The sequence below is a fragment of the Novosphingobium sp. TH158 genome, from assembly GCF_002855555.1.
In the GTDB taxonomy this organism is placed as follows: domain Bacteria; phylum Pseudomonadota; class Alphaproteobacteria; order Sphingomonadales; family Sphingomonadaceae; genus Novosphingobium.
Genome location: NZ_PKRT01000001.1, coordinates 1,767,202 through 1,794,091, shown reverse-complemented (window position 1 = coordinate 1,794,091; position 26,890 = coordinate 1,767,202). Strand labels below are relative to the sequence as shown.

Below are 26,890 nucleotides of genomic sequence, written 5' to 3'. Positions count from 1 at the left end.
GATCCTTGGTTACAAAAAAGGGCCTGGCCATTGAACGAAAATTACGCCCACGGCAAGGAAAGTGGAATTATTGGCCGGAAGGCCGTTGCTAGCAGAGTGTCTAGGCGCAAACCCCGGGGGAGAAAAGAGGGGCGCGGGCCCCCGTTGCTGCCGCCATCGCCATCACGGAGTTTCCGGACGTGCGGCAAGGTGCTTTCACCCGCCCTTGCCAAGCGGCAGGCTTGCACCTCTTATGGCGGTAATAACAGGAAGAGGATGCGAGAATGGACCTGGGGCTCAAGGGCCGCCGCGTGCTGGTCACCGGATCGAGCAGCGGCATCGGCGAGGCAATCGCCCAACTCTTTGCCGATGAAGGCGCAAAGGTGGTCATTCACGGCCGCAACCGGGAACGGGCGGAAAAGGTCGCGGCGGCCATCGGTGCGGCAGGCGTTGCCATCGGCGAGCTTGCCGAAGATGGCCAGGCGGCCAGCGTCCATACCGAAGCGGTCGCGGCGCTGGGCGGCAATATCGAGGTGCTGATCAACAATGCCGGCGGCAATTCCGAAGGCAACACCTCGAAGCCCCCGGCAGCGATCCCGGCGTCAGACTATATCTCCAACTTCAAGGCCAATGCGCTCGGTGCCATCCAGCTGTGCGAGCTGAGCGTGCCGGACATGGTGGCGAACCGGCTGGGCCGCATCGTCAACGTTTCCAGCGCGGTGGCCATGCAGCCCAACTACATGGGGGCCGACTATTCGGCGGCGAAGGCGGCGCTCAACAATTACACCTTCAGTCTTGCCGGTTCGCTGCGCGGGGTGAACGTAACGGCCAACGTGCTTTCGCCCGGCGTGATCCTGGTCGACGGGCTGGTGCGCTTCGGACGCATGAAGTTCGGCGACGAAAGCCTGACCGCTGACCAGGTCAATGAACGGCTGGCGGCAGAGGCCGTGTTCGAAGTGCCGCCCGCCGGCCGCTTTGGCCTGCCGCGCGAGCTGGCGATGGTCGCCGCGCTGCTGGCCAGTCCGCTCAACGGCTTCATTACCGGCGCGAATTACCGAGTCGACGGCGGACAGGTCCGCGGGCTCAACTGAGGAGACAGGCGATGGCGCAGAAAACCTACAAGGTCATCCAGTGGGCCACCGGCGTGGTCGGTTCGGCCGCGCTCAAGTATTTCATCGAGAACCCCGTTACCGAGCTGGTCGGCGTGCTCGTCACCAATCCGGACAAGGTCGGCAAGGATGCGGGCGATATCGTCGGCCTGCCGAAAACGGGCGTGCTCTGCACCGACAGCGAAGAGGCGATCCTGGCGATGGAGGCGGACGCCGTGCTGTTCGCCCCCAGCATGATGACCCCGCCGGTCGACATGGTCTGCCGCCTGCTGGAAAGCGGCAAGAACGTCATCTCGCCCGCCGGCCCGCATGTCCCGAACAAGTGGTTTGCTGAAAAGCAGGTGCGGATCGAAGCGGCCTGCGAGAAGGGCGGCACCTCGTTCCATTCCTGCGGCATCCACCCGGGCTTTGCCAGCGACATCCTGCCGCTCACCCTTGCCCGGCTGATGAGCCGGATCGACTGCGTCGAGGTTACCGAAATCATCGACAAGAAGCGCAATCCGATGATCTATACCGAGATCATGGGCTTCGGCGCGGACTGCGACGAACTGCTGGCCAATCCGCGCCGCGGGCCGGATACCTATCAGCACTTCTATTCCTCGATGCAGATGATCGCCGAGGGGCTGGGCGTCGAGATCGAGAAAGTGACCACGCGGTTCGAGGTTTCAAAGGCGACTGCCGATATCGTCCACGATCACGGCGTGGTGAAGCAGGGCACTTGCGGCGGCCAGCATTACGAATGGACCGCCTGGGTGCAGGGCAAGCCGCTGATCGTCTATCACTTCTACTGGCAGCTCGGCACCGATCTCGATCCGCTGTGGGAACAGGGCGAGGCCAAGTACCGCGTCCGCATCCACGGCGATCCGCCGCTGGAATGCCACCTGATGGGCCAGGAAGAGGCGGACGGCCGCCAGCCGTTCTATGGCATTCCCTGGACCGGGCTGCTGGGCTGCACGGTAGTGCCCGACGTCTGCGATGCGGAGCCGGGGATCGTCACCCACTTCGACCTTGGCGTGGTCAAGCCGCAGGGGCTGGTGCGGCGGTGAAGCCCCGCGCCGGACTCCCCTGTCAGGACCAGAAATGAGAAGGGCTGCAACCGCCTGACGGTGCAGCCCTTCGCATGGTCAGCGGCCGGAAAGTGCCGCTCACGAAGCCTTTATCGCAATGTCTGGAATCAGCGATAATGCTCCATGACGCGGATTACCGACCTCCCTGCTGAACCATGAGACATCGGTCACCTCCTTTCGCGCTGTTGAAGCCAAAGTCGCCCCTCTCGGGGCTGGGGCGGCAAATCGCATCGCCGACCTTGCCATCAATGTGATTCATGTGAGGGCGAACGACAAGACTTGCCGCAAAATATTTTGCTGTCGGAATCCCGGCTTTCGGGCGGGTTTTCCCCAGCCGTCTTGGCTTCAGCGGCAATCCTCGACCACGCGGCTGATCTCCGGCGCGCTCGGCACGTAGAGCGGGCGGTTGCCGGGGGCCTCCACCATGAAGCGGCCGCGGCTGAAGGCCATGTCGTCCAGCAGGCCATCGCTTGCCGACAGGATGGCCACGGCGCGGGCGTTTTCGCTCGCCATGTCCAGCGCCCGGCGCGAGAAGGTGGTGGTGATCGTCAGCAGCGAAGGCAGCGGGCCGCCAGGCGTGTAGCCGATGGCAACCTGCCGGGCAGCGGGATTGCAGCCCAGCGTCAGCAGGGCAGAAGCCGGCGAACCGAAGGAGGCGACCGAGCGGCCATCGCGCTTCTGCCATGACCAGGCGCCCGGCGTCTGCGGGGCATCGCGCCAGTCGGCCGTCGGTGGCGGGGCGACTGTTCGGGGCACAGTCGGCACGGGCGCGGCGCGCACCGGGGCCGGGGTTGCTTGCGGAACCGGTGCGGGCGCAGGCCTTTGCTGCGAGGCGCATCCGGCAAGGAACAGGGTGATTAGCGCTAGGGGGCCGATTGCCTTCATCGCCCCGGTATGGAAGGACACAGGCCTGTCGGCAAGAGCTTGAAGATCATGACCAACCCGCCCCAACCCCGTTCTGCCGAAAAGGCGCGCCCGGCCGGCAAGGCACGGGTGGACCAGCTGCTGGTCGATCGCGGCCTTGCCGAAAGCCGCACGCGCGCGCAGGCGCTGATCCTTGCGGGCACGGTATTCAGCGGCGAAACCAGGATCGCCAAGTCCGGTCAGCAGGTGCCCGCCGATGCTCCGCTTGAGGTTCGCGGGCGCGATCATCCCTGGGTTTCGCGTGGCGGGATCAAGCTGGCCCACGCCATCGACCATTTCGGGCTCGACCCGGCGGGGGCCGTGGCCATGGACATCGGCAGTTCCACCGGCGGGTTCACCGATGTCCTGCTGAGCAAGGGCGCGGCCCATGTCTTCGCCGTGGACAGCGGCACCAACCAGCTGGCCTGGAAACTGCGGCAGGATCCGCGCGTTACCGTGCTTGAACAGACCAGCGCACGGCTGCTGACGCCCGAAATGATCGACAGGCCGTGCAACTGGGTGGTCTGCGATGCCAGCTTCATCAGCCTTGCCAAAGTGCTGGACGTGCCGTTGCGGCTTGCGGCGAGCCCCTGTCGCCTCGTTGCGCTGATCAAGCCGCAGTTCGAGGTGGGCCGGGCAGAGGTCGGCAAGGGGGGCGTGGTGCGCGATCCCGCGCTTCACCAGCGCGTCTGCGACGAGGTGCGCGGCTGGATCGAGGGGCTGGGCTGGCAGGTCCAGGGGATCGTCGAAAGCCCGATCAAGGGGCCGGAAGGAAACGTCGAATTCCTCATCTCGGCGGAGCGCCATTGAAATGCTGTCCCGTTCCGGTATCCCCCGGAATGTGCACGGGAATTGCCAGCGCCGCCGCACCTCGCCAATATCCGCAAAAATGCGGTGAACGAATCAGGGGTCGCACAGCCGATGAACACCATTGCCTCTCCGGGACAACTCAGGGCCTCCTTCCTGCGCTGGGCGCTGGTGCTGGTGCCGCTGGTCATGCTGCTCGGGTTCGTTTCGGGCAAGCTGGCGCAAAGCGGGCCGGAAAATGCCTGGTTCGCCGATCTGGTGAAGCCGGGGATCTATCCGCCATCAGCCACCTTCGGGATCGTCTGGACAATCCTCTACATCCTGATGGGGCTGGCCGTGGCGATGGTGGCCGCGGCGCGCGGTGCCCGGGGGAGGACTGCGGCGCTGGCCGCCTTTGCCGTGCAACTGCTCCTGAACCTTGCCTGGACGCCGGTGTTCTTCGGCATGCACCAGATGACGAGCGCGCTGTACCTGCTGATCGCGCTCGACATTATGGTCGCGGTCACGCTGTTCCTGTTCTGGAAGGTGCGCTCGCTGGCCGCGATCCTGCTGGTGCCCTATCTGGCCTGGGTCTGCTTCGCCACCGTGCTCAACTGGCAATTCCTGCAGCTCAATCCCGATGCCGATGGCCGGCCGACGGCCAATGCGGTGCAGCGGATCGAATTGCAGCCTTGAAGCGCGGGGCCGCAAGGTCCATCTAGCCGCCATGCAAAGTGAAAACCCCCTCTTCGCCGATCTCGCCAAGATGCTGAACAGCGCGGCGGGCACCATGGCCGGCATGGGCCGCGAAGCGCGCGATGCCGCGCGTGAACGGTTGCGCGAAACCATGGCCGGGATGGACTTCGTCAGCCGCGAGGAATTCGACGCGGTGAAGGACATGGCTGCCCGGGCGCGCGAACAGGCCGATGCGCTTACCGCCCGTGTCGAAGCGCTGGAAGCGGCGCTGCAGGCCAAGGCGAAGAAATAAGCCAGCCGCTTGCCAGCACCGGGCTGAGGCGGCACACCGCCGCGCCATGCTGCACCTGACTGCCCCGGCCATTGTCTGCGCCGTCCGCCTGCATGGCGAGACCGGCGCGGTGGTGCGCGTGCTGACCGAAGAGCACGGCATGGTCGCCGGCTATGTTCCCGGTGCGCGCGGGCGGACGCTGCGTCCGGTGCTGATCCCGGGCAATCGCGTTTCGGCAGAACTCTCGGTCCGTTCGGAAAGCCAGCTTCCCTCGCTGCGGCTGGAACTGGTCGAAAGCCGCGGACCCTGGCTGGGCGAGCCGCTGGCCGCCTCGGCAATCGGCTGGGCGACGGCGCTGGCCGCTGCCTCGCTGCCCGAACGCCATGCCTATCCGGCGCTCTATTCCGCGCTCGGCGCGCTGCTCGATGCCGTCTGCCATGCCCCCTCGGCGCGCGGCTGGGCAGCGGCGCTGGCGGGGTATGAGGCGCTATTGCTGCGCGAACTGGGCTATGGCGCGCCTGCCGGGCTTCCCGATCCCGATGACTTTCCCGCCGTGCTGGCCCTGCTCGACCGGCTTGGCCCGGTGATCGCGCGCTATCCGCTTGCCGATCGCCGCTCGGATGTTATGGGGGCGCGCGCCGTTCTCAGGGAGCGGCTCGGCAGGATCGAATAGCGGGGTATCCATGAAGATCGCGGTTTTCGCCGGTGACGGCATCGGCCCGGAAGTCGTTCGCGAGGCAGTTCGCGTTCTGGAAGCGCTGGCACTGCCGGGCGTGGAGCTGCTGGAAGGCGATGTGGGCGGCGCTGCCTGGCGCAAGCATGGCCATCCCCTGCCGCCGCAGACGCTGGAAATCGCGCATGCTGCCGATGCCATCCTGTTCGGCTCGGTCGGCGATTTCGAATGCGACACGCTGGAACGCCACCTTCGCCCGGAACAGGCCATCCTGGGCCTGCGCAAGGAGCTGACGCTGTTCGCCAACCTGCGCCCCGCCACCGTGTTCAAGGGCCTGGAAGACCTCACCACCCTGCGCCCCGAAGTCGCCAGCGCCATCGACATGCTGATCGTGCGCGAGCTGAACGGCGACGTCTATTTCGGCGAGAAGGGCATCCGCACGCTGGATGATGGCCGCCGCCAGGGCTGGGACATGATGTCCTATGCCGAGGACGAGGTGCGCCGCATCGCCCATGTCGCTTTCCGCGCGGCGCAGGGCCGTCGTGGCAAGCTGTGCTCGGTGGACAAGGCCAACGTGCTTGAAACCTCGCAGCTGTGGCGCGACGTGGTGATCGAGGTTGCCGCCGAATACCCGGACGTCGAGCTCAGCCACATGTATGTCGATAATGCCGCCATGCAGCTGGTGAAGAACCCCGGCCAGTTCGACGTGATCGTTACCGGCAACATCTTCGGCGATATCCTCTCCGACCAGGCTTCGATGTGCGTCGGCTCGATTGGCCTGCTCGCCTCGGCCGCGCTGGGCGAGACGCAGACGCAGTACGGCACCAAGGGCCTCTACGAGCCGATCCACGGCTCCGCCCCCGATATCGCCGGGCAGGACAAGGCCAACCCGATGGCGCAGATCCTTTCCGCCGCGATGATGCTGCGCCATTCCTTCGGGCTCGAGGCCGAGGCGGCACGGATAGAGGCTGCGGTGGCCAAGGCGCTGGCCGACGGCATCAAGGGCGGCGATCTTGGCGGCAGCCACGGCACGCGTGCCATCGGCGATGCCGTTCTGGCGCGGTTGTAAATCCCCACGGTCACAGGCAAATAGCGCGCATGACGGAAGCCAAGCCCCTCGAACTCGCGGTCGTCCTGCCGACCTATAACGAGTCCAAGAACATCCCCGGCATGGTCGAGAGGCTGGACAAGGCGCTGCAGGGCATCGCGTGGGAAGTGGTCATCGTCGATGACAACAGCCCCGATGGCACGGCCGATGTCGCCCGCAAGCTGGCACTGGCCGATCCGCGCGTGCGCTGCATCCAGCGCATCGGCCGGCGCGGCCTGGCCTCTGCCGCGATCGAGGGCATGTGCTCCACCGCCGCGCCGATCGTTGCGGTGATGGATGCCGATCACCAGCATGATCCCGAACTGCTGCCGCAGATGCTGGCAGCGGTGCAGTCTGGCGAGTACGACCTCGCCTATGCCTCGCGCTTTGCCGAAGGGGCGAGCACCGAGGAATGGGGCCGGCCGGACCGCGTCAAGGCATCGGGTTTTGCCAACCGCATCGCCAACAAGGTCACCGGCGTCGAACTGTCCGACCCGATGAGCGGCTATTTCATGCTCAAGGCCGATGTGCTGCGGGCAGACGCGCACCGGCTTTCGGGCGTCGGCTTCAAGATCCTGCTCGATATCCTGGCCACGGTGGAACGCCCGCTTCGGGTGAAGGAACTGCCGATGAACTTCGCCGCCCGTGCGGACGGAGAATCGAAGCTGGACCAGACCGTGGTCTTCGAATTCCTTGTCGGCCTTTACGACAAGTGGCTCGGCCGCATCATTCCCACGCGCTTCGCGCTGTTCGGCACCGTGGGTGCACTGGGCGTCTTCGTGCAGCTTGGTGCGCTGTGGGTGATGCTCCACCTCGTCTTCGGCGAACGGTTCGTTTACGGCAACTGGTCTGAATCGACCACGTTCAACGTGGCCAACACGGTTGCCGCCGTCGTCGCGATGACCTTCAACTTCGTGCTGAACAACGAACTGACCTATTCCGACAAGCGCCTGCGCGGCTTCTTCCCGCTGCTCAAGGGCTGGGCGCAGTTCGCGCTGACCTGTGCGGCGGGCCTGCTGACCAACATCGGTTCGGCCCATGTGCTGAAGACCATGATCGGCGTCCCCGCCTTTGTCGCGGTGATCGCCGGGATCATTCTGGGCTCGGTGTGGAACTTCGCGCTTTCGTCGAAATTCGTCTGGGGCAAGTACTGACCGGTCAGGCCGCGACGTAGCCGGGGAAGGTTGCGAAGTAGTCGATGAACCCTTCGGACAGGCCTTCGCGCCGCAGGTGATCGCGCGTTACCGGCGTCGGCGTGGGGCCAAAGCCCGCATCGGCGCGCCCGCGGTTGGGGAAATCGTGGTTGAGGATCGCCGCGCGGCCCAGCAGGACAAAATCGACCCCTTCGGCAAGGCAGGCGCGAACCTTGTCCATGTCCATGATCTTGCCGGCGACACCGAGCCGCGTCGCCCCGCGCGGCAGTTCGGCAAAGTGCGCGATCAGGCTCTTGCCGGCATGGGCAGGATCGGCCGGCTGGTTGAAGCAATCCCACAGCGACATGTCGAGATAGTCGAGCTCGCCACCCGCCATGAGTTCGGCGGCCAGCGTCTTCGCCTCGGCAAAATCGATGTTGAAGCGTTCGGCTGACAGGCGCAGGCCAAGCTGGAACTGCGGACCCGTCGCAGCCCGGATGCCGGCGATGATCTCGCGGAAGATGCGGGTGCGGCCCTCGTAGCTGCCGCCATAGCCGTCCTCGCGCCGGTTGTTCGCGGGATCGAGGAACTGGCACAGCACATAGCCATGCGCGCCGTGGATCTCGACACCGTCGAAGCCGGCCTTCTCGGCGCGCTGGGCGGCGGCGATGAAATCGTCGCGCAGTTGCCCGACCTCGGCGGTGGTCAGCGCCCGGCCGTTGTCCGGTTCGGCAAAGGGTCCTTGCGGAACCTCGCCGATCAGTTCCTGCGGGCTGCGCAAGCCGGCATGGTGCAGCTGGACCGAGGACAGCGCGCCGCCATCGCGGATGCCTTGCGCCAGCCGGGCCAGTCCGGGCAGGTGATCGTCCGACCAGATGCCGAGCTGCCCGGCAAATCCCTGGCCTTCCTTCTGGACGTGGGCGGCGCAGGTCATCACCAGTCCGAAACCGCCTTGCGCCCGCAAGGTCAGCCAGTGGAACTCCTCGTCCGAAAGCGTCCCGTCGGCGTGGCTCTGCTTGTTGGTCAGCGGGGCCAGCATGAAGCGGTTGAGCATGGCCGGGCCGCGCGGGAAGGTGAGGGGAGCGTAGGGATCGGTCATCGTGCGGTTTTCCGTTCAGCGCCAGCTAGGCAGCCACATCCAGGTTTCATAGCTCTTGCGGCCACCGGAAAGCTCGGCGGCGGAGATGATCGGCAGGAACCACGCAAAGACGGCGAGCGCCGCAGCGAGCGTTCCCATGCCCAGCCAGCGCCAGCGGTCCTCGCGGCGCCAGAACTGGTCGAGCGCGAGGGCAAGGCAGCCCATCAGGAAGGCGCCCGGCAGCAGGTAATGGTAATAGAACTGCACGGGCTTGCGGTTGCCCACCCACATGCCGATGGCGACAAGGTAGAGCACGGCAAGGCCAAGGGCATCCTTGCGCCCCCGGCGCAGCCCGGCCCAGAGGCACCAGCCCAGGCCCGCGAGACCGCCCCACATGGCCACCGGATTGCCGATCAGCACGATGCCGCGCTGGGTGCCGTCCACCTTTTCATACAGGTACCAGACGGCGCGGATATCCAGCACCCATTGCCACCAGGTGCTCATGTAATTGTGCTTCTTGGTCACGCTGTCCTGCAGCTGGACCATATAGCCCTGATACTGGACGATACCCCAGGGATCGACCGGGTTCCTGGCATAGTGGAAGGCCGGCCAGAAGGTCGCGAAATAGACCAGCAGGGGCACGATCCCCAGCCAGACCGCCGCCTCGGCCAGGCTGATTCCGGCGATCGGCGGCCCCTTGGCGGAAAACAGGAAGCCCTTGCGGCGGTGGACCAGGCTGAGCAACAGCATGGCCAGCCCGGGGACCATCGCCGGTCCGACGACCGACCATTTCGATCCCATCGCCAGCCCCAGGAACAGGCCCGCCAGCGCCAGTCGCCATCGCGCCTGCTCCTGCCAGCGCAGCGCGGCGGCAATCTGCCAGAAGGCCAGCATGGCAAATGTGGCCATGAAAATGTCGAGCATGGCGATGCGGCTCTGGATGAACCAGGTGAAGTTGGTTGCCAGCAGAACGGTGCCCAGGATCGTCGCCAGTCGGCGCTGGCTTGCCGCCCACATCAGCCGGGAAAAAGCGAACAGGCCCAGCGTACCGAACAGGGCAGGCATGATCCGCCATGCCCTGGGATTATCGCCGAACAGGGCAATGCCGGCGGCCAGCAGTTCCTTGCCCACCAACGGATGTTCGGGGTTCTGCGGGCGCTCCATGCTCAGCAGCACCCGCGCTGCCTTCACGTAATGCACCTCGTCGAAATAGATCTTCGAGGGGATGTGCAGGCGGATCCACAGCAGCGCCAGGAAGGCGGCGCAGATGGCCAGGCACCAGCGCCATGGGTCCTTGTCCGTCCTGAACAGTTCGGGAGTGTAGAGGCGGGCGGGCTGCACGCGAACCTCGATAAATGCCGAGTGCGCCCGGTGCAACCGGCTTGCAAGGGGGGCGGCGCAGACCTAATGCCCCACCCATGAAGCGCGATACCGGACAGAACCGCTCGATCACCGCAAAATGGCGGCAGGCCACCCGAGCCGTGCGGGGCGGCACCTGGCGCAGCGAGCAGGGCGAAACCAGCGAGGCCATCTTCATGACCTCGGGCTACAGCTATGACGATGCCCATACGCCCGCCGCGCGCTTTGCCGGCGAACTGCCGGGGATGACCTATTCGCGCACGCAGAACCCTTCGGTCCAGATGCTGGAGGAACGCATCGCGCTGATGGAGGGGGCAGAAGCCTGTCGCGTGCAGGCATCGGGCATGGCGGCGATGTCCACTGCCATGCTGTGCCAGCTTTCCGTGGGCGATCACATGGTGGTTGCCCGCGCCGCCTTCGGCCCGACGCGCTGGGTGACGGACAACCTGCTGCCGCGCTTCGGCATCGAATGCACGGCCGTGGACGGGCGCGATCTCGATCAGTGGAAAGCGGCGATACGGCCCAACACCAAGGTTTTCTTCTTCGAAACCCCGGCCAACCCGACGATGGACGTGGTCGATATCGCCGCGGTCTGCGCGCTGGCGAAAAGCCATGGCATCTGTTCGGTGGTGGACAATGCCTTTGCCACCTCGGCCCTGCAGCGCCCGCTTGAACACGGTGCCGATGTCGTCGCCTATGCCGCCACGAAGCTGATGGACGGGCAGGGGCGCGTGCTCGCCGGTGCGGTCTGCGGCTCGGCTGAATTCATCAACGGCACCCTGCTGCCGTTCCAGCGCAACACCGGGCCGACCCTTTCGCCGTTCAATGCCTGGATCGTGCTGAAGGGCCTGGAAACGCTGGAGCTGCGCGCTATCCGCCAAGCCGAAAACGCGCTGGAAGTGGCTCGCTTCCTTGAAGGGCGGGTGCCGGTGCTCAACTTCCCCGGCCTGCCCAGCCACCCGCAGCACGAACTGGTAAAGCGCCAGATGCGCATGGCGGGATCGATCTTCTCGTTCGAGGTCGAAGGCGGGCGCAAGGCCGCCCATGGCCTGCTCGATGCGCTGGAACTGGTCGATATCTCCAACAACATCGGCGATTCGAAATCGCTGATGACGCATCCGGCATCGACGACCCATTCCAGCCTCAAGCCGGAAGTGCGCGCCGACATGGGCGTGAGCGAGGGGATGCTGCGCATCTCCGTCGGCCTTGAAGACCCGCAGGACGTGATCGAGGATCTCGACCAGGCGCTGAGGGCGATCGGGCTCTAGGGGCGCAGCTCCAGCGGTCGGCCAAGGTCGGCCAGGGCCGCGTTCAGCGCCGCTGCCGCCGAAAGCGGCTCGGCCACGTCGAAACGGTCGGTCAGCATGCGCAAGTGATGGGCGGCACAGTCGTCCGCGCTACCTGCCGCGGCGAGCACGCCCAGCACGCGGGCCTCGTCCATCGTCATCCGCAGCGCGCAGCACGGCGCAACCGTGATCTGCCGCCCGGACCGTGTGGCAAGTTCGGCTAAAAAGGCGCGCAGCAGCACCAGCGGCCGGCGGAATCCGGTGCCAAATCCGTCCACTGCCAGCATGATGGCCCGGCCATCGCGCAGGCCATGCGTGGCCAGGCGGCGGAACAGCATGAGCATCAGCCGCAGGCCCGCCTCCTGCGGGACGGGCAGGGGCAGCTGGCAGGCAATCGCATCGGGCCGGTGCATGGGTCTCTCCATCTTCACGCTGTCAGGCCATGCCTTAATGATATTGAGAATGATTCGCAATAAGTCATGCCATGTTTATCTGCGCCCCGCGCCGCCCTTGTCCTTGCCCGCAGGGCCATGAACCGCTATTTTCCGGCAATGGAGCAGTTCTTCCAGCACGCCGCCATGACCGACGGGATTACCGTGCGAGTCGCGGTCAATTTCCTCCCCGAACAATCGCGGATCGAGGCGGGCAAGTGGTTCTGGGTCTACCACATTCGCATTGAAAACCATGGCGCTCGCGCCGTGCAGCTGCTCACCCGCCACTGGAAGATCACGGACGGCCGCGGCATGGTCAACCTTGTCGAAGGCGAAGGCGTTGTCGGCGAACAGCCGCTGATTCGCCCCGGCGGTAGCCACGATTACGTCTCCGGCTGCCCGCTCGCCACCCCCAGCGGCTCGATGGAAGGGCACTACACCTTCCTGGACGAGGACGGCGAAACCTTCGAGGCGGCCATTCCCTTCTTCCCGCTGACGGCACCGGCGGGGGTCAATTCGCCCAACGACCTGCACTGATCGTTCGGGCAAGCCCAAACTTGGCAAAGCCGGCCTCGCGCCGTAAACGCGCAGTGTGAAGCGCACCCACCTGCCTCTTAACGCCCTGCGCGTCTTCGATGCCGCCGCGCGGCACCTGTCGTTTACCCGCGCCGCGGATGAGCTGGCGGTGACGCCTGCCGCCGTCGGCCAGCAGATCCGCGCGCTGGAAGACCTGCTGGGCGTCGTCCTTTTCCGCCGCACGTCCAAGGGGCTCGAGCTGACGGACGAGGCGAACGCCGGGCTTGAGGCCCTGCGATCGGGCTTCCTGCAATTCGAGGATGCCGTGCAGGCCATGCAGGCCGGGCAGGCAAGCCATGTCTATACCATTGCCGCACCGCGCGATTTCCTTGCCGTGTGGCTGGCCCCCCGGCTGGCCGAGTTCCGCAAGGGCAATCCGGAGGTGCGTTACGTCCTGCTCGATGGCGAGGATGTCGATTTCACCGAGGCGAACCTCGATCTTGCCGTCCGCTGGACCGAGGGGCCCGGCGATCTCGAGGGTATGCAGCTTGGCCCGGCCGAACGGGTGATCGTCGGTGACGGATGCTGGATCTCCTGGCCGGGCGACCCTGCGCCGCAGGGTGAAGGGGGCGAAGAGCCGCCGATCCACGTGGGCGATGCCGGCCTTGCGCTCGCCTCGGCAGCGGCGGGCCTTGGCAGGGCCCGCGTGCCGGCACTGCTGGCGCGCCAATGGCATGCTGCCGGACGCATCGCGTCGCTGGGTGAAACCGAACAGTGCCGCCGCGCCTACTGGCTGGTGGCGCCGCTGCCCCAGTGGCGGCAGAAGAAGGTCAAGGCGCTGATCGAGGCGCTGGCGGCAGGCTAGCCAGCCGGCCCGGACTTGCCCGCATCCTTCAGTTCCATGCCGTTGCCCGGCATGCATTGCTGCAGTTCGATGAGGTTGCCTTCGGGATCGCGGCAATAGAGCGTGCGGACGTGGCCCATGTCCACCCAGTCGCGCCCGTCAACCTGCAGCCCGGCGGCGATCAGGCGGGGGAAGTCTTCCTCGATGTTGTCGGTATCTATGCAGATGTGGGTATAGCCCTTGTCCGCTGCCGTCAGCGCCTGGGTATTGCGCGGGGCCGGGGCGGCATACTGAAACAGCTCGATATAGCAGGTGCCCGATTTCATCATCGCCCCGCGCGCGACGGACTGCTCAAGCGCGACGATATGATCGAGCTTTGCGTCATTGGCCCAGTCGAACTGACCGACCATCTCGAAGCCCAGCGCCTCGCTGTAGAAGGCGATCATGCGGTCGATGTCGTGGCAATGGATGCCGACGTGATGGATGCCGCGGATCATGGCGCATTCCCCTGGCTGCTTGGTGCGCAGTCTGCGCGAGCGGGGACTGGCTGGCAATGCGGCGCACTTGCCCAGCCGCGCAATCGGGCGCGACCGGGCAGGTGCAGATCAGGCGCCGGTCAGCGGCGGCAGTACTTGTTGTGCTTCTTGCGGGCGACTTCGTGACCGGCAACGCCGCCAGCCACGGCACCCACCAGGACGCCGCCCGTGCCGCCCAGGATCACCTTGCCTAGCACCCCGCCGCCAACGCCGCCAAGCAGTGCACCTTCGGTCTTGTTGATGCGCTTGCAGCTGCGCTTTTTCGCTTCGGCCGGACCGGCGGCGCTGATGGCAAGGGCCAGTGCGGTTACGGTTGCGAGCGCGCGGGAAAAGGGTTTGCGATCCATGTGTTTTTCTCCTTCGCCCCCGAATTGGCGGCCAGAAGCCTTTCCGCTCCCTTGCTGCCAACCGGGCTTGCGATGGAACGTTGCGCCGGTGCGGCGCGGCGCATCAGCCGCTGGCTGCGCCGGTCCCGCCGAAGGTGCGGTTGATCGACAGGGTGAAGGACAAGTGGCTGTTGCGATGGCGGAACTCGGTTATCGCCGGCAGCGCGGCGGTACGGTTCGGCAGGTAGAAGGTGCGCATCCGCTGGCCCGCCGTGTTCAGCAGGTTATCGATATCGAGCCGCACCGTCGTGTGCGCATCGGGCCGGTATTCGGCAAAGGCCGTGGCGAAAACGCCGCTGTTGAACAGGTCGTCGATCTCGTCCGTGCGGTAGAAGGTGAACTTTGACCGGTGGAACAGGCTGGCGCCATAGGACCATTGCGAAAGATCGCGGCGCAGCTCCACATTGGCGTTCCAGTGCGGGCGGTCGGTGCTCCAGCCGCGGGTCTTGCCGGTCAGCGGATCGCGCACCTCGGTATGCTCCAGGCCTCCCTCGATCTTGATCCGCGTTGCCCTGAGGCCCAGCTGGTCGAGCGGCGCATCGAAGGTCATCCGGGCGAAGCGGCGCGTGCCGTTGCCAAGGTTGCCCGGCGCATCGAAACCTTCGGCCGTGAGGATGCGATCCTGCAACTGGCTTACCCAATCGTGCCCCAGTTCCAGCTTGACGAGACCGCGGCCCAGCACCGGTCTCTGCACCGTCAGCCGTGCTTCCCAGCTGCTCTGCGGCATCAGGTCGGCATTGCCACCGTTGACCCGGCCGTTGGCCAGTTCTGCCGAGGAAATGAAATCGTAGAAATCGAGCTGTGCCGCCTCGCGCCGCAGCGAAGCCTGGACTTGCCAGCCGCCCTTGCCCTTCCAGTCCAGCGTCATGCCCGGCTTGAAGAAGCGCACGACGCGCCGGGCCGACGTGTCGCCGCCGACCGTCAGGCGCGAAGTCTCATAGGCCAGCGTCGTATCGAGCCGCAGCCCGGCAGCGAGCGGCCGGCCAAGGTTGAGGTAGGTTTCCGAGCGGACCTCGTCCACCGTGGCGAAATCGATCGGCAGGTCGATGCGGTTGCGTGTGCCGCCGGTGCCGATCAGGTAGAGCTCGGTCTGGTTTTCCAGCCGGTTGTAGGCAAGCTCGGTCCCCGCCTCGGCCGAGAATCCCAGCACGGAAGGGTGCGACCAGCTGAGGCGCCCCAGCACTTCGTCATAGCGGGCCTTCTGGCTCTGTTCGAAGCCGCCGGTCGTCGTGCCGGCGACCCGGTTGTAGCTTGAATCGAAGTTGTCGCGATCGCGGCGGTTGGCCAGGGCGACAAACTTTACCGCCCCGCCGGCAAGCGGACGGGTGATGTCGCCGCCGATCTCGTAGCCGGTGTTGCGATAGTCCTGCGTCAGGCGGTCGTCGCGCTCCGGTCCGCCGAGCGGGGTGACGTGGTTGGTCTGGAACAGGCGGAACTTGCTGGGCGCATAACGCAGGTTGAGGTGTGCAGACCGGTTCGTGCCGCCTTCGTTGGACCAGCTTGCCGCCAGGAAAGGGTCTTTCGAATCGATATCGTTGACCTTGTCGCGGAACTCCAGCCGGGTTCCGTCGCTGGCGCGCAGGATATCGTCATAGCCCACCTCGACATTGCCGCCCCGCCCGGTGCCGGCGGACAGGTTGAAGCTGGATGACCCGGTACGGATCAGCGCCGATGCCTCGACATTGCCGAACAGCGTGCCGTCATGCAGGCGCGTGCCGCTGACCTTGACGTTGCCGTCCAGCCCGCCCTCGCGGCTCAGCACGACATTGAGCACCTGGCTCTTGCCGGCATAGTCGGACCCGTACAGATCGCCCGGCGCCACTTCGACCCGCAGCACCCGGCGTGCCGGGATGCGTTGCAACATGGCCGACAGCGATTCCGCCTTGGAGCTTGGGCGCGCACCATTGACCACCACGTTGCCCGCCGCGCCCGAAAAGCCGCGCACCCCGGTGTTCGTCTCTTCCAGAACGAAGCCGGGGACGCGGCGCACGATGTCGAGCGCATTGGACGGGGCATACTGGGCGAAATAATCGGGCCGGTAGGTGGTCGTGCGGCTGCCTTCGGGCCGTGGCTGGGGCAGGCCTTCCGAAGCCTCCTCGGCCCGGGCGGGGCTGATCGCCAGCACGGCTGCAAGGGCGAATCCGGTGGCCAGCGGGCGCGCCGCAAATATCCGGGATGTCATGGTTTTATTATTCCCTGCTAAGACCAGAAGCGCCGCCGTTCCCGCAACGACACTTCAAGCCGACATCCCCCGTGGGAGCAGGGCTAGGCCCGGTGCCGACCGGTTGCCATCCGGCATCGACCAATGGTCCATCGCCTCCGACAAAGGGCGCGCGGGTGGATCAGTCGCTGGCGGAAAAGCCCCCGCCTCCGGGCGTTTCGATCACCAGCGCATCGCCGGCCCCGACCTGGGCCTCATCGGTGCCGGCGAAAGCTTCGGTCCGGCCGTCCGCGCGCTCGATCCATTGCTGCCCGCAGGCCCCGGCTGCCCCGCCGCCAAGGCCGAATGGCGGGACGGTGCGGCTCGACGAGACGAGCGTGACGGTCATGTCCTCAAGGAAGCGAAGCCGACGCCGCGCACCGTCGCCACCGCGCCACTGGCCCGCACCCCCTGAACCCCGGCGCACGGCAAACTCTTCGAGCCGCACCGGCAAGCGCAGTTCCAGCACCTCGGGATCGGTGATGCGGGTATTGGTCATGTGGGTGTGTACCGGCCCGGCTCCGGCGAAGCCCGGACCCGCCCCCGCGCCGCCGCAGATCGTTTCGTAATACTGGTGACGGGCATTGCCGAACAGCAGGTTGTTCATGGTTCCCTGCCCGGCGGCAAGCGCGCCGAGTGCCCCGAACACAGCATTGGTGATGGCCTGGCTGACTTCGGTATTGCCGGCCACGACCGCACGGCCCGGTGCGGGAGAGAGGAACGAGCCGCGCGGAATGACGATCTCCAGCGGGCGCAGGCAGCCTTCGTTCAGCGGCAGGGCATCGCCCGTAAGGCAGCGGAAGGCATAAAGCACCGCGGCGCGGGTCACGGCGGGGGGCGCGTTGAAATTGCCCTCGCGCTCGGGCGAGGTGCCGGTGAAGTCTATCCGTGCCGAGCGGGCCTGCGGGTCCACCGCGATCCGCAGGGCAATCGATCCGCCCTGGTCCATCGGCAGTTTGAATGCCCCATCCTGCAGCCGCGCGATAACCCGCCGCACCGATTCCTCGGCATTGTCCATCACGTGGTTCATGTAGGCCAGAACGCAGGGCCAGCCCCAGCGGGCTACCATGGCGGCAAGCTCGCGCTGGCCGGTGGCATTGGCGGCAAGCTGGGCCTTGATGTCGGCCACGTTCATGTCCGGATTACGCGCCGGGTAGCGTCCCGATGCAAGCACGGTGCGGAATTCGGCTTCGAGGAAGCGCCCGTCGCGGGCCAGCAGCATGGGATCGATCACCACGCCTTCCTCGTCCAGCCGCGTGGAGTCTGGCGGCATCGAACCGGGGGTGCGCCCGCCGAAATCGGCATGGTGCCCGCGGTTGGCGACAAAGGCGCGCAGTTCCCGGCCGGATTCGTCGAACACGGGCGAAACCACAGTCACGTCGGGCAGGTGCGTGCCGCCGTTGTAGGGGTTGTTCAGCACCACGGCATCGCCCGGCCTGAGGCTTTCGCCGTGGCTGGCGATCACCGTGCGCACGGCCTCTCCCATGGAACCGAGGTGGACGGGCAGGTGCGGTGCATTGGCAATCAGGTTGCCTTGCGCGTCGAACAGCGCGCAGGAGAAATCGAGCCGCTCGCGCATGTTGACGCTGGAGGACGAGGCTTCGAGCACCGCACCCATCTGCTCGGCAAGGCCCATGAACAGCTGGTTGAACAGCTCCAGCAGCACGGGATCGGCGCGCGACAGGTCTGGCAGGCGCGCGGGCGCCGCTTCGACATGGGTCAGCAGCAAGGCTCCATTGGCAAGCACTTCGCCGTGCCAGCCGGGCTCGATCACCACGGTGCCGATGGCCTCGCGCACCAGTGCCGGGCCGGCGATGCTGTCGCCCCGGCCCAGGGCTTCGCGGTCAAGCACGGGTGCCTGCCATTCGCGGCCGCCGGTCCACAGCGTGACATGGTCGATGGCCATTGCGCCCCTGCCCCTTGGCAGGGCGGGCCGAACGACGGCGGGGCCTTGCGCCACGGCTTCTGCCGACAGTTCGGCGACGACAATCTCACGCTCCGGCGTGGCAAAGCCGAAGCGGCGGCGGTGCGCCTCCTCGAAGGCAGACCGCATCGCTGCCGGATCGCCCAGCGTCACGGGCAGGGCCGCATCCGTCCCGTCATAGCGCAGGTGCGCGGTCACCGTAGCCGTGACCTTGCCTTCCAGCCCGGCGCGTGCCTCTGCTTCCAGCGCGTCTGCATAGGGCAGCAGGTCTGCATCGAGCGGCAGTTCCACGGCTGCCTGCCGCAGGGCCGATCGCTGCGAAAGGCCGATGCCATAGGCCGAAAGCACGCCCGCGAGCGGATCGACCAGCACCTTGCGCATCCCCAGCTCCTCGGCCACGCGGCAGGCGTGCTGGCCGCCTGCGCCGCCAAAGCACTGGAGCGTAAAAGTGGAGACGTCCTCACCGCGCGACAGGGCCGTGCGCTTGATCGCGGCGGCCATGGCGGCAACGGCGATGGTCAGGAAACCTTCGGCAAGGTCGCGCGGGTCGCGGCCCAGGGGAGCAGCCAGCTGGGCAAAGCGGGCGGCGACGACATCGCGGTCGAGCGGCTGGTCGCCCTGCGGGCCGAACAGGGCGGGGAAGTGCGCGGGCTGGATCTTGCCGCACATCACGTTGGCATCGGTAACCGTCAGCGGCCCGCCCCGGCGATAGGCGGCAGGCCCCGGATTGGCCCCGGCGCTTTCCGGTCCGGCGCGAAGCCGCGCGCCATCGAAGGAAAGGATCGAGCCGCCACCCGCCGCTACCGTATCGATGGCCAGCATCGGCACGCGCAGTTCCACCCCGGCGATCCGGGTATCGAGCTGGCGTTCCAGCGCTCCGGCATAAAGCGCCACATCGGTCGAGGTGCCGCCCATGTCGAAGGCGATGACGCGTTCCTCCCCGGCTTCCGCAGCACTGCGCGCCGCGCCGACCACGCCGCCTGCCGGCCCGGAAAGGATCGCGTCCTTCGCGCGGAAATCGTCGGCGGCAGCCAGTCCGCCGTTCGACTGCATGAAGCTGAGTGGCACTCCATCCATCTCGCCTGCGACCTGTTCCACATAGGTCCGCAGGACCGGGGCGAGGTAGGCATCGACGACCGTCGTGCGTGCCCGCGCCACCAGGCCGAGCAGGGGGGAAACCTCGTGGCTGGCCGAAACATGCGCAAAACCGGCCTGCCTTGCCAGCTTGGCAATGCGGCGTTCCGCGTCGGGAAAGCGCCAGGCATGGATCAGGGCCACGGCGCAGCTTTCCAGCCCTTGCTTGCGCCGCTCCTGCAATGCGGCAAGGAGGCCTGGCTCGTCGAGCGGGTGGAGCAGGTCGCCCGCCGCGCTCACCCGCCCGCCGACCTCCAGCACATCGGCGTAGAGCGGCTCCGGCAGGCGGATTTCCATGGCGAACAGGTCGGGGCGGGTCTGGTGCCCGATCCGCAGCAGGTCGGCATAGCCCCTGTCTACCAGCAGCAGCACTTTCGCGCCCTTGCGTTCCAGCAGGGCATTGGTGGCAACTGTCGTGCCAAGGCGCACATCGCTGACCAGATCGGCAGGGATCGGTGCATCGGCGCAAAGGCCCAGCACCGCGCGGATGCCGGCCGTTGCCGCATCGCGGTAGCGTTCGGGATTTTCGCTCAGCAGCTTGTGCGTGACCACGCTGCCATCGGGCGCACGCGCGACGACATCGGTGAATGTCCCGCCGCGATCGATCCAGAAATGCCAGCCGCTCATGCCCGGCGGGTGAAGCGGCCCGGCAGGATCAAGTCAAGCGGCGTGCTTCAGTCGAGCAGCACGGGCAGGCCGGTCATCCCGCGCATGTCCAGTCCGGCGAAGATCGGCCGGGGCGCTTCCGGATCGTAACGCAGGTTCGGCCAGCGATCCATCAGGCCGTTGATCGCGGCGATCATCTCCTGCTTGGCGACGTCCATGCCCAGGCAGCGATGCGGGCCAAGGCCGAAACCGAGGTGGTGGTGCTTCGGACGATGCATGTCGAAGGCATCGGGATTGTCGAACACCCGCGGATCGCGGTTGCCGGAAGCCAGCCACAGGTTGACGCGCGCGCCTTGCGGGATGGTTACGCCATCCACTTCGATGTCACAGGTCGCGACGCGGTGGAAATTGCCAGAGGTCGCGCGCCAGCGCAGCGTCTCGTCCACGGCCGCCTCGATCAGGCTGCGGTCGGCGAGGCACTGATCCCAGGCATCGCGGTGAGTGAGCAGGGCATCGATGGTGATGCCAAGCTGCCGCCAGGTGGTGCCGCCACCGGCAAAGATCACCAGCTTGGCGAAGGAGAACAGCTCTTCCTGCGTCATCTTGCGGCTGGTGCCGTCGGGCAGCTTGAGTTCGTTTTCCAGCAGGCCGGAAATCACGTCGTCCTGCGGCTGGCGGCGGCGCGAGGCGACCATGTCGGTCAGGATCGCGTCCACTACCCGCCGCGATTCGGCAACTTCCTCGCTCGTGTGGTTGCGCGCACCGAACGAGCTGCGCGTCAGGTGGAAGCGGAAGTCGAGCTCGTCGGTGCCGGCAAGGCCCAGGCTGCGCGAGACGACCCACATCGGCAGCCATGCGCAGAGTTCGAGGTTGAGGTCGGCGCGGCTGCGGCCTTCCAGCGGCTTGAGCAGCGATTCAACGGCCTCGTCGATCCAGTTGGGCTTCCACCAGTCGAGCGTACGCGGGCGCAGGAACAGCGGTTGGGCTACCGCTCGGTTGCGCTTGTGCTCCTTGCCGATCATCTGGATGATGGTCGGGCCGATCACTTTCAGGCTGGCGCTTTCGGCCATGATCTCGGACGAAAAGACCGTGTTCTCGCGAAAGCCGCGCTCGCAGGCTTCAAATCCCAGCAGGGTCCAGTTCTCGCGCTCCACGGTAATCGAGCCATCGATCTCTGGCAGGCCGAGCAGGCTGCGGGGGCTGCCCTTCTGCACGGTGCCGGCTTCGCGCAGGGCGTTGATCGCCTCGGAATAGTCGCGGTCGGTATCCAGACCGGCATTGCCCGCCTGGCTCTGCACCGAGAACATCTCGATCAGCCGGGCCTGCTGGCTTTCGCGGTCGATCGTGCCTGCCTGTGCCATGGTCGTGTTCCTTCGCTCAGCTGAAGTTGAGGACGCTCATCTGCTGGAAGGCGCGGATGCCCTCCGGCCCGCGCTCGCGCCCTTGCCCGGACAGCTTGATGCCGCCCATCGAGGCCCAGGCGCTTGTCACCCCGTTGTTGACGTTGATCGAGCCGCTGCGCATCGCCTCGCCCACCTTGAGCGCGGCGCGCTTGTCTGCTCCGTGGACCCAGCCGGAAAGGCCGAAGCGCGAATCGTTGGCCATGGCGATCGCATGGTCGAGATCGCGGTAGCCTATGACCGAGACGACCGGACCGAACACTTCCTCCTGCGCGGCAGGATTGGTGTTATCCGGCAGGTCGAGCAGGGTGGGCTCGAAGTAGTGGCCTCCCGGTATGCCGCTCCAGCGCTTGCCGCCGGTGACCACGGTGGCGCCAGCAGCGACGGCTTCGGCAACGATCCGTTCGCAGCGGCTTACCGCCGCGCCATCGATCACCGGGCCCAGTTCGGTTGCGGTATCGCTTGCGGGCCCGATGCGGATCGCCTCGAGCAGGCTTTTGGCCTGTTGGAGCACGGCGGCCTTGCTTTCCTCCGGCACGAAGATCCGGGTGCCGAGTGCGCAGCCCTGTCCGGCATGGCTGACGCAGACGACGCGGGCATGCATCGCGGCCTTTTCCACCGAATCCGGCAGGAAGATCTGCGCCGACTTGCCGCCCAGTTCGAGCACCAGCGGCTTCAGCGTCGGCGCGGCCTGCTCGGCGATGCGGATACCGACGCCCACCGAGCCGGTGAACGAGACCATATCGACGCGCGGATCGCTGGACATCATCTGACCGCCTTCGATCCCGCCTTCGATCACCACGTTGAGCACGCCCGGCGGCAGGCCGGTTTCCTCTGCCGCTTCGGCGAACAGCAAGGCCGAAAGCGGCGTCAGCGGATTGGGGCGCAGGACAACCGTGTTGCCGGTGACCAGCGCGGGGATCACCTTCCACAGGGCGGTGAACAGCGGCACGTTATAGGCGGCGATGGCGCTTACCACGCCATGCGGCAGGTAGCGCCGGACCGACTGCATCGGCAGGCCCGCCATGCCCAGCCGCTCGTGCATCGGCAGCGGGTTTTCCTCGATCTCGGGCAGCGACAGGTAAACCTCGGGGATCTCGGCGGCGTGGCGCAGCGGCGTCTGGACCTGCGCGAACATGACCGAGGAAGAAACCGGGCACCCCGCCTCAAGCACGGCGAGCTCCTTCAGGCGATCTGCGTGTTTCGCCAGGGCGGCGGCATAGCGGCGCATGATGGCGGCGCGTTCGCTGCGCGGCAGTGCGCTCCATTCACCCGTGTCGAAGGCGCGGCGGGCGGCGGCGATGGCCTCGCCCACCTGATCGCCGGAAAGGCCCGTGACCTCCGCCACCGTGCTGCCGTCGGACGGGTTCGTGACCGTGAAGCGTTCACCCTCGCCGCGAACGAACCGCCCGTCGATATAGCCAGCCTGTTCCAGTTCCATACGGTTCACACTCCCAGCAGTTCGAAGCTGCCCAGCCGTTCCACTCCGGCGCCGAGCCGGGCGGTAAATGCGTGGATGATCGGCGGATCGACCCGGCGGGTGATCGCCCAGAGGTAGAAGCCATAGACCATGGCCTCGCGGTATTCGCGCCAGGCGGTATCGCTGTCGGGCATGGTGCATCCCTTGGCGCGCATCACGGCAAGATAGTGATCGAGCAGGCGGCGTTCCTCGCGCGCTGCGATTTCGACCGGCAGGGTTGCGGCAACATGATAGGCAACGTCCAGCGCCCAACCCCCCGCCTGCAGCAATTGCCAGTCGATCAGGCCCGGACCGGAAGCGGTGCGGAAGATATTGCCGGCATGGGCATCGCCGTGGACCAGGAACTGCGCGCGGGTGCCATCGCGTTCGGCCAGCGGGACCAGCGCGGAAAGCAGGCGGGAAGCGTTGCTTGTCCGCGCGCCCAGACCGTTGCCGCGCGGATCGTCGAGCAGGTCCTGCAACTGGCCGGCGGAGAGGTGCGGGCGGCGCGCGAAATCGTCGATCCGCCGGGTGATCCATGGACGGTTGGCCAGCAATCCCGCCCCCGCATGCAGTCTGGCAAGCTGCTCGAGGCTGGCGGCGGTATCATCGGCGGTGAAGGGATCGAGTGCCGAGCAGAACTGCGCGCCTTGGGCGATCAGGTCGCGCATGATGACCACGGCCTGCCGCGCCTCGCGATCGATCACGCTGGTTACATGGTGCGGCACCTGCACGGCGACGTGCGGCGCGACCAGGCCATAGAAATCGGCCTCCTTCACCATGGTCGGGCCGCCCATGCGCGTCGCCTCGTCGCCATCGAGCAGGCCCTTCAGGCACAGGGCGAGCGCCGGCGCTCCGTCAGCCGGCAAGGCGAGGAAGCGCACCTTGGTTGCGACGGTGCGGATTACCTCCACGGTTTCCACCCGCACGATCTCCACGCCCAGCGCGCGCGAAAGCCAGCCGGGGGCCAGCGCATCGGCACGCTTTTCGGGGACTTCGGCGCGATCCACCGCGGTGACTCTCCCACTGGGTTGCGCTAGGCTGGAAGCGCAATAAAATTCGAAATAGCGAAAATAGGGTCGCATATTCGAAAACGGTTGACCGCTTGTCAAGCAAAGTTAGGCTTTGCGGCGTCTTGGCCGGATATGTTTGGGAGAAGCGAATGGGCAGGCCGCTCGAAGGTATCAAGGTGGTCGAAGCAGCGATGTGGGCCTTCGTCCCGGTCGCCGGCGCCATGCTGGCCGACCTGGGGGCAGAGGTCATCAAGGTGGAACCCGTCAATGGGGACCCCATTCGCGGCCTGCGCTCCACCCCCGGCGCGACCGGGGCCGAGGCGCTTGAGCTTTCGTGGGAATGCTACAACCGCGGCAAGAAATCGATCACGCTCGATCTCAAGTCCGCCGAAGGGCAGGCCGTGCTGATCCGGCTGCTGGCCGATGCCGACGTGTTCCTGACGAACTTCCTGCCGCGCGCGCGAAAGGCGATGAACATCGACGCCGAAACCCTGCGCGCCCGCTTTCCCAGGCTGATCTACGCCGTGGGCAGCGCTGTCGGCCAGCGCGGGCCGGAGGGGGACAAGGGCGGCTACGACGCCATCTCCTACTGGGCGCGCGGCGGCATTTCCTCTGCCCTGACCGAGCCCGACGCGGACTTCCCCGTTGCTCCTGCGGGTCCGGCCCATGGCGATACGCTGTCAGGTTCGATGCTGGCGGGCGGCGTCTGCGCGGCCATCGCCAAGCGGGCCATGACCGGCGAGGCATCGACCGTCGACGTATCGCTGCTCAATGCCGCGATGTGGTCGATGCAGCGCGGCATCGCGCAGACCATGATGGACGGCACCGACAACTTCCCGCGCCCGCCGCGCGGACGGCCGAACAACGTGCTGTCCTATACCTACCGCACGAGCGACGGGCGCTTCCTTGCCCTGTGCATGTTGCAGGCCGACAAGTACTGGGCCCGGCTGATGCATCTTGTCGGCCGGCCGGACATGGCCGACGATCCGCGTTATGTCGATGCCGCCGCGCGGCGGGAGAATGTCGAAGCCTGCCTTGCCGAACTGACCGCGATCTTCGCCGCCCGCCCGCTTGCCGAATGGCGCGAGATCCTGGCGAAGCAGGACGGGCAGTGGGACCTGGTCCAGCACATCGGCGAATTGCACAGGGACGTGCAGGTGCAGGCCAATGATTATATCCAGATGGTCCGAACCACGGCTGGCGTCGACATTCCGGTTGTCTCGGTGCCGGTGCAGTTCGATGGTGCGGCGATGCCGGCGGGGCAATCGCCCGACGTGGGCGCCCATTCGGACGAGCTGTTGGCGGCGGCCGGCTTCAGCGAGGACGAGATCATCGATCTCAAGGTGAAAGGCGTGGTGTTTTGAGCAGTCCGCGCAAGTTGCCCGAACTGGTGCCGGAAACGGCATTCTTCTGGACCTCGGGCAGGGACGGGGTGCTTTCGATCCAGCGTTGCGGATCCTGCGGCCACTGGCAGCACCCGCCGCTGCCGCGCTGCCCCGCCTGTCATTGCGCAGACCTTGCGCCGCAGCCCGTCAGCGGCAGGGGCCGGGTGGCCACCTTTACCGTCAACCACCAGGCCTGGAGCCGCGAGGAAGACCCGCGCTTCGTCTTCGCCGCCATCGAACTGGCCGAGCAGGCCGAACTCTATGTCTTCTCCAACGTGTTGTGCGACCCCGGAAAGGTGCATGGCGGCATGGCCGTGGCCGTGACGTTCGAGCAGCAGGACGATGTCTGGATTCCGCTTTTCGTCCCGGTGCAGGCCCATGGCTGAACTGCCCGAAAAGCTCTGCCGCATTACCGGCATCGGCCAGTCCGAAGTTGGCCGCCCATCGGCAAAAAGCCCGATCGAACTGACGCTCGATGCCGCTCTGGGGGCAATCGCCGATGCCGGCCTGCGCGTTGCTGACATCGACGGCATCGTCAACTATCCCCCCAAGACCGACCTTGGCGGCGGGATCTCGCCCGTCGGGGTGAACGAGACGATGCAGGCGCTGGGCATCGAGGCAAAGTGGATCGGCGTCGCCAATCACGAAGGCCCCGGCCACATGGGCGCGATCTTCGCCGCGATCATGGCAGTGGCCAGCGGGCTGTGCCGGCACGTGCTGGTCTTCCGCACCGTGGCCCAGGCGCAGGCACGGCTGAAATCGCGCGAGGCGACGCTGCTTGCAGGCAGTTCCCGGCGCGTCACCGGCAACAATGCCTGGACCGTGCCCTTCCGCGCCGTCTCCCCGGCGAACATGTGGGCGCTTTATGCCCAGGCCTATTTCGACAAGTACGGCGCAGGTCCGGAGCAGCTTGGCTGGGTGGCGGTCAATGCCCGGCGCAATGCGGCGCTCAATCCGAACGCCGTCTATCGCGATCCGCTGACGATCGAGGATTACCTTGCCAGCCGCATGATCTCGACCCCGCTGCGGCTGTACGATTGCGATACCCATATCGACGGTTCCACGGCGCTGGTCATCTCGCATCGCGATGCGGCCGGCGATTGCCGCAATCCGCCGATCCATTTCGAGGCCATGGGCATGGCGCTCGGCGGACTGGGCGAGGGCATCCACCGCGGCGATTTTACCGCGCTGCCCGCGGACAAGGCCGGAGAGATGCTGTGGTCACGCACCGACCTGACGCCGCGGGACCTGTCGTGCGCGCAGATCTATGACGGGTTCTCGATCCACACCTGGCTGTGGGGCGAAGCGCTGAAGCTGTGGCCGCGCGGCGAGGCGGGCGCCTTCTTCGCCGGCGGCCACCGCATCGCGCTGGACGGCGAGCTGCCGATCAACACCGGCGGCGGGCAGCTCTCGGGCGGGCGGTTCCACGGCTATGGCCATACCTATGAGGCCTGCTTGCAGCTGTGGGGCCGGGGCGGCGCGCGGCAGGTGCGCGATGCGCGCGTCAGTGCGGTGTGCAACGGCGGCTACGGCTATGGCGCGCTGCTGCTGCGGCGTGATTGACTCGCCGGGGGGAATGGGGAATAATTCATCATCGCGACGTTAAATTCGAAATAGCGAATGATTGGA

The 26,890-nt window shown here is 66.5% G+C and carries 25 protein-coding genes; 14 read left to right on the top strand and 11 right to left on the bottom strand.

Going from position 1 to position 26,890, the window contains the following annotated elements; all coding sequences use genetic code 11:
* The first annotated feature begins 263 nt into the window (after window positions 1–263).
* Together C0V78_RS08830 and C0V78_RS08825 are read left to right on the top strand one after the other, a co-directional pair.
* Window positions 264–1,070, top strand: coding sequence for an SDR family NAD(P)-dependent oxidoreductase (locus C0V78_RS08830; RefSeq protein WP_101797378.1), 807 nt, complete (start codon window positions 264–266; stop codon window positions 1,068–1,070).
* Between the two features lie 11 nt (window positions 1,071–1,081).
* A complete protein-coding gene (locus tag C0V78_RS08825) occupies window positions 1,082–2,134 on the top strand; it encodes a hypothetical protein (RefSeq protein WP_101797377.1) in 1,053 nt (350 codons plus the stop codon).
* A gap of 366 nt (window positions 2,135–2,500) precedes the next feature.
* Here C0V78_RS08825 and C0V78_RS14920 read toward each other — a convergent pair whose 3' ends face one another.
* Window positions 2,501–3,040 (bottom strand): hypothetical protein, encoded by a 540-nt coding sequence (locus C0V78_RS14920; protein ID WP_158241516.1) that lies wholly within the window; start codon window positions 3,038–3,040, stop codon window positions 2,501–2,503.
* Window positions 3,041–3,088: 48 nt separating this feature from the next.
* Between C0V78_RS14920 and C0V78_RS08815 the strand changes: the two genes are divergently transcribed.
* The 6 genes from C0V78_RS08815 (at window position 3,089) to C0V78_RS08790 (ending at window position 7,725) form a co-directional block, all read left to right on the top strand.
* A complete protein-coding gene (locus C0V78_RS08815) occupies window positions 3,089–3,868 on the top strand; it encodes a TlyA family RNA methyltransferase (protein ID WP_101798278.1) in 780 nt (259 codons plus the stop codon).
* A gap of 111 nt (window positions 3,869–3,979) precedes the next feature.
* Window positions 3,980–4,540: a TspO/MBR family protein gene (locus C0V78_RS08810; protein WP_101797375.1), complete on the top strand. Its 561-nt coding sequence runs from the start codon at window positions 3,980–3,982 to the stop codon at window positions 4,538–4,540.
* 31 nt (window positions 4,541–4,571) lie between these two features.
* The gene (locus tag C0V78_RS08805) at window positions 4,572–4,832 is read left to right on the top strand and encodes an accessory factor UbiK family protein (protein ID WP_101797374.1); all 261 of its coding nucleotides are present in this window, start codon (window positions 4,572–4,574) and stop codon (window positions 4,830–4,832) included.
* Between the two features lie 49 nt (window positions 4,833–4,881).
* Window positions 4,882–5,484, top strand: coding sequence for a DNA repair protein RecO (locus C0V78_RS08800; protein ID WP_101798277.1), 603 nt, complete (start codon window positions 4,882–4,884; stop codon window positions 5,482–5,484).
* A gap of 10 nt (window positions 5,485–5,494) precedes the next feature.
* On the top strand, window positions 5,495–6,553 hold the full coding sequence (leuB, locus tag C0V78_RS08795) for a 3-isopropylmalate dehydrogenase (protein ID WP_101797373.1): 1,059 nt from the start codon (window positions 5,495–5,497) through the stop codon (window positions 6,551–6,553).
* A gap of 29 nt (window positions 6,554–6,582) precedes the next feature.
* The gene (locus C0V78_RS08790) at window positions 6,583–7,725 is read left to right on the top strand and encodes a glycosyltransferase family 2 protein (protein ID WP_101797372.1); all 1,143 of its coding nucleotides are present in this window, start codon (window positions 6,583–6,585) and stop codon (window positions 7,723–7,725) included.
* A gap of 4 nt (window positions 7,726–7,729) precedes the next feature.
* Here C0V78_RS08790 and C0V78_RS08785 read toward each other — a convergent pair whose 3' ends face one another.
* Window positions 7,730–8,803, bottom strand: a complete 1,074-nt coding sequence (locus tag C0V78_RS08785) for an NADH:flavin oxidoreductase (protein WP_101797371.1) — start codon at window positions 8,801–8,803, stop codon at window positions 7,730–7,732.
* A gap of 15 nt (window positions 8,804–8,818) precedes the next feature.
* The gene (locus tag C0V78_RS08780) at window positions 8,819–10,123 is read right to left on the bottom strand and encodes a phospholipid carrier-dependent glycosyltransferase (protein ID WP_254049869.1); all 1,305 of its coding nucleotides are present in this window, start codon (window positions 10,121–10,123) and stop codon (window positions 8,819–8,821) included.
* A 77-nt stretch (window positions 10,124–10,200) separates the two neighbouring features.
* Here C0V78_RS08780 and C0V78_RS08775 point away from each other — a divergent pair, with 77 nt between their 5' ends.
* A complete protein-coding gene (locus tag C0V78_RS08775) occupies window positions 10,201–11,409 on the top strand; it encodes a PLP-dependent aspartate aminotransferase family protein (RefSeq protein WP_101797370.1) in 1,209 nt (402 codons plus the stop codon).
* Here C0V78_RS08775 and C0V78_RS08770 read toward each other — a convergent pair.
* Window positions 11,406–11,840 (bottom strand): DUF6628 family protein, encoded by a 435-nt coding sequence (locus tag C0V78_RS08770; RefSeq protein ID WP_101797369.1) that lies wholly within the window; start codon window positions 11,838–11,840, stop codon window positions 11,406–11,408. The two genes, C0V78_RS08775 and C0V78_RS08770, sit on opposite strands and share 4 nt — an antisense overlap.
* Before the next feature lie 138 nt (window positions 11,841–11,978).
* Here C0V78_RS08770 and apaG point away from each other — a divergent pair, with 138 nt between their 5' ends.
* Complete coding sequence (gene apaG, locus C0V78_RS08765) at window positions 11,979–12,395, top strand: Co2+/Mg2+ efflux protein ApaG (RefSeq protein ID WP_101798275.1); 417 nt, start codon at window positions 11,979–11,981, stop codon at window positions 12,393–12,395.
* A 55-nt stretch (window positions 12,396–12,450) separates the two neighbouring features.
* Window positions 12,451–13,239 carry a LysR family transcriptional regulator gene (locus tag C0V78_RS08760; RefSeq protein WP_101797368.1) on the top strand — a complete coding sequence of 263 codons (789 nt, stop codon included), beginning with the start codon at window positions 12,451–12,453 and terminating at the stop codon, window positions 13,237–13,239.
* On the opposite strand, the gene C0V78_RS08755 is transcribed toward C0V78_RS08760, so the two are convergent.
* The 7 genes from C0V78_RS08755 to C0V78_RS08725 form a co-directional block, all read right to left on the bottom strand.
* Window positions 13,236–13,715 carry a VOC family protein gene (locus C0V78_RS08755; protein WP_101797367.1) on the bottom strand — a complete coding sequence of 160 codons (480 nt, stop codon included), beginning with the start codon at window positions 13,713–13,715 and terminating at the stop codon, window positions 13,236–13,238. The two genes, C0V78_RS08760 and C0V78_RS08755, sit on opposite strands and share 4 nt — an antisense overlap.
* 119 nt (window positions 13,716–13,834) lie before the next feature.
* Entirely contained in the window at window positions 13,835–14,101 is a 267-nt protein-coding gene (locus C0V78_RS08750; RefSeq protein ID WP_216822171.1) for a hypothetical protein, read from the bottom strand.
* Window positions 14,102–14,204: 103 nt separating this feature from the next.
* A complete protein-coding gene (locus tag C0V78_RS08745; protein ID WP_101797366.1) occupies window positions 14,205–16,322 on the bottom strand; it encodes a TonB-dependent receptor in 2,118 nt (705 codons plus the stop codon).
* Between the two features lie 160 nt (window positions 16,323–16,482).
* On the bottom strand, window positions 16,483–20,025 hold the full coding sequence (locus tag C0V78_RS08740; RefSeq protein ID WP_101797365.1) for a hydantoinase B/oxoprolinase family protein: 3,543 nt from the start codon (window positions 20,023–20,025) through the stop codon (window positions 16,483–16,485).
* A 47-nt stretch (window positions 20,026–20,072) separates the two neighbouring features.
* Window positions 20,073–21,365, bottom strand: coding sequence for a cytochrome P450 (locus C0V78_RS08735; protein ID WP_101797364.1), 1,293 nt, complete (start codon window positions 21,363–21,365; stop codon window positions 20,073–20,075).
* Between the two features lie 16 nt (window positions 21,366–21,381).
* Entirely contained in the window at window positions 21,382–22,845 is a 1,464-nt protein-coding gene (locus C0V78_RS08730; protein ID WP_173843416.1) for an aldehyde dehydrogenase family protein, read from the bottom strand.
* 5 nt (window positions 22,846–22,850) lie between these two features.
* On the bottom strand, window positions 22,851–23,873 hold the full coding sequence (locus C0V78_RS08725) for a phosphotransferase family protein (protein ID WP_254049868.1): 1,023 nt from the start codon (window positions 23,871–23,873) through the stop codon (window positions 22,851–22,853).
* A 152-nt stretch (window positions 23,874–24,025) separates the two neighbouring features.
* Between C0V78_RS08725 and C0V78_RS08720 the strand changes: the two genes are divergently transcribed.
* Genes C0V78_RS08720 through C0V78_RS08710 form a run of 3 tightly spaced genes read left to right on the top strand, consistent with a single transcriptional unit; the run spans window position 24,026 to window position 26,824 of the window.
* Entirely contained in the window at window positions 24,026–25,240 is a 1,215-nt protein-coding gene (locus C0V78_RS08720; protein WP_101797362.1) for a CaiB/BaiF CoA-transferase family protein, read from the top strand.
* Window positions 25,237–25,647 (top strand): Zn-ribbon domain-containing OB-fold protein, encoded by a 411-nt coding sequence (locus tag C0V78_RS08715; protein ID WP_101797361.1) that lies wholly within the window; start codon window positions 25,237–25,239, stop codon window positions 25,645–25,647. The genes C0V78_RS08720 and C0V78_RS08715 overlap by 4 nt, the downstream gene beginning before the upstream one ends.
* Window positions 25,640–26,824 (top strand): thiolase family protein, encoded by a 1,185-nt coding sequence (locus C0V78_RS08710; protein WP_101797360.1) that lies wholly within the window; start codon window positions 25,640–25,642, stop codon window positions 26,822–26,824. The genes C0V78_RS08715 and C0V78_RS08710 overlap by 8 nt, the downstream gene beginning before the upstream one ends.
* Window positions 26,825–26,890: the final 66 nt, after the last annotated feature.

What these genes read in the sequence shown, in the direction of transcription:
- C0V78_RS08830 (WP_101797378.1), top strand. Translation starts at nt 264, where the DNA reads ATGGACCTGGGGCTCAAGGGCCGCCGCGTGCTGGTCACCGGATCGAGC.
- C0V78_RS08825 (WP_101797377.1), top strand. Translation starts at nt 1,082, where the DNA reads ATGGCGCAGAAAACCTACAAGGTCATCCAGTGGGCCACCGGCGTGGTC.
- C0V78_RS14920 (WP_158241516.1), bottom strand. Translation starts at nt 3,040, where the DNA reads ATGAAGGCAATCGGCCCCCTAGCGCTAATCACCCTGTTCCTTGCCGGA.
- C0V78_RS08815 (WP_101798278.1), top strand. Translation starts at nt 3,089, where the DNA reads ATGACCAACCCGCCCCAACCCCGTTCTGCCGAAAAGGCGCGCCCGGCC.
- C0V78_RS08810 (WP_101797375.1), top strand. Translation starts at nt 3,980, where the DNA reads ATGAACACCATTGCCTCTCCGGGACAACTCAGGGCCTCCTTCCTGCGC.
- C0V78_RS08805 (WP_101797374.1), top strand. Translation starts at nt 4,572, where the DNA reads ATGCAAAGTGAAAACCCCCTCTTCGCCGATCTCGCCAAGATGCTGAAC.
- leuB (WP_101797373.1), top strand. Translation starts at nt 5,495, where the DNA reads ATGAAGATCGCGGTTTTCGCCGGTGACGGCATCGGCCCGGAAGTCGTT.
- C0V78_RS08790 (WP_101797372.1), top strand. Translation starts at nt 6,583, where the DNA reads ATGACGGAAGCCAAGCCCCTCGAACTCGCGGTCGTCCTGCCGACCTAT.
- C0V78_RS08785 (WP_101797371.1), bottom strand. Translation starts at nt 8,803, where the DNA reads ATGACCGATCCCTACGCTCCCCTCACCTTCCCGCGCGGCCCGGCCATG.
- C0V78_RS08775 (WP_101797370.1), top strand. Translation starts at nt 10,201, where the DNA reads ATGAAGCGCGATACCGGACAGAACCGCTCGATCACCGCAAAATGGCGG.
- C0V78_RS08770 (WP_101797369.1), bottom strand. Translation starts at nt 11,840, where the DNA reads ATGCACCGGCCCGATGCGATTGCCTGCCAGCTGCCCCTGCCCGTCCCG.
- apaG (WP_101798275.1), top strand. Translation starts at nt 11,979, where the DNA reads ATGGAGCAGTTCTTCCAGCACGCCGCCATGACCGACGGGATTACCGTG.
- C0V78_RS08755 (WP_101797367.1), bottom strand. Translation starts at nt 13,715, where the DNA reads ATGATCCGCGGCATCCATCACGTCGGCATCCATTGCCACGACATCGAC.
- C0V78_RS08750 (WP_216822171.1), bottom strand. Translation starts at nt 14,101, where the DNA reads ATGGATCGCAAACCCTTTTCCCGCGCGCTCGCAACCGTAACCGCACTG.
- C0V78_RS08745 (WP_101797366.1), bottom strand. Translation starts at nt 16,322, where the DNA reads ATGACATCCCGGATATTTGCGGCGCGCCCGCTGGCCACCGGATTCGCC.
- C0V78_RS08740 (WP_101797365.1), bottom strand. Translation starts at nt 20,025, where the DNA reads ATGAGCGGCTGGCATTTCTGGATCGATCGCGGCGGGACATTCACCGAT.
- C0V78_RS08735 (WP_101797364.1), bottom strand. Translation starts at nt 21,365, where the DNA reads ATGGCACAGGCAGGCACGATCGACCGCGAAAGCCAGCAGGCCCGGCTG.
- C0V78_RS08730 (WP_173843416.1), bottom strand. Translation starts at nt 22,845, where the DNA reads ATGGAACTGGAACAGGCTGGCTATATCGACGGGCGGTTCGTTCGCGGC.
- C0V78_RS08720 (WP_101797362.1), top strand. Translation starts at nt 24,026, where the DNA reads ATGGGCAGGCCGCTCGAAGGTATCAAGGTGGTCGAAGCAGCGATGTGG.
- C0V78_RS08710 (WP_101797360.1), top strand. Translation starts at nt 25,640, where the DNA reads ATGGCTGAACTGCCCGAAAAGCTCTGCCGCATTACCGGCATCGGCCAG.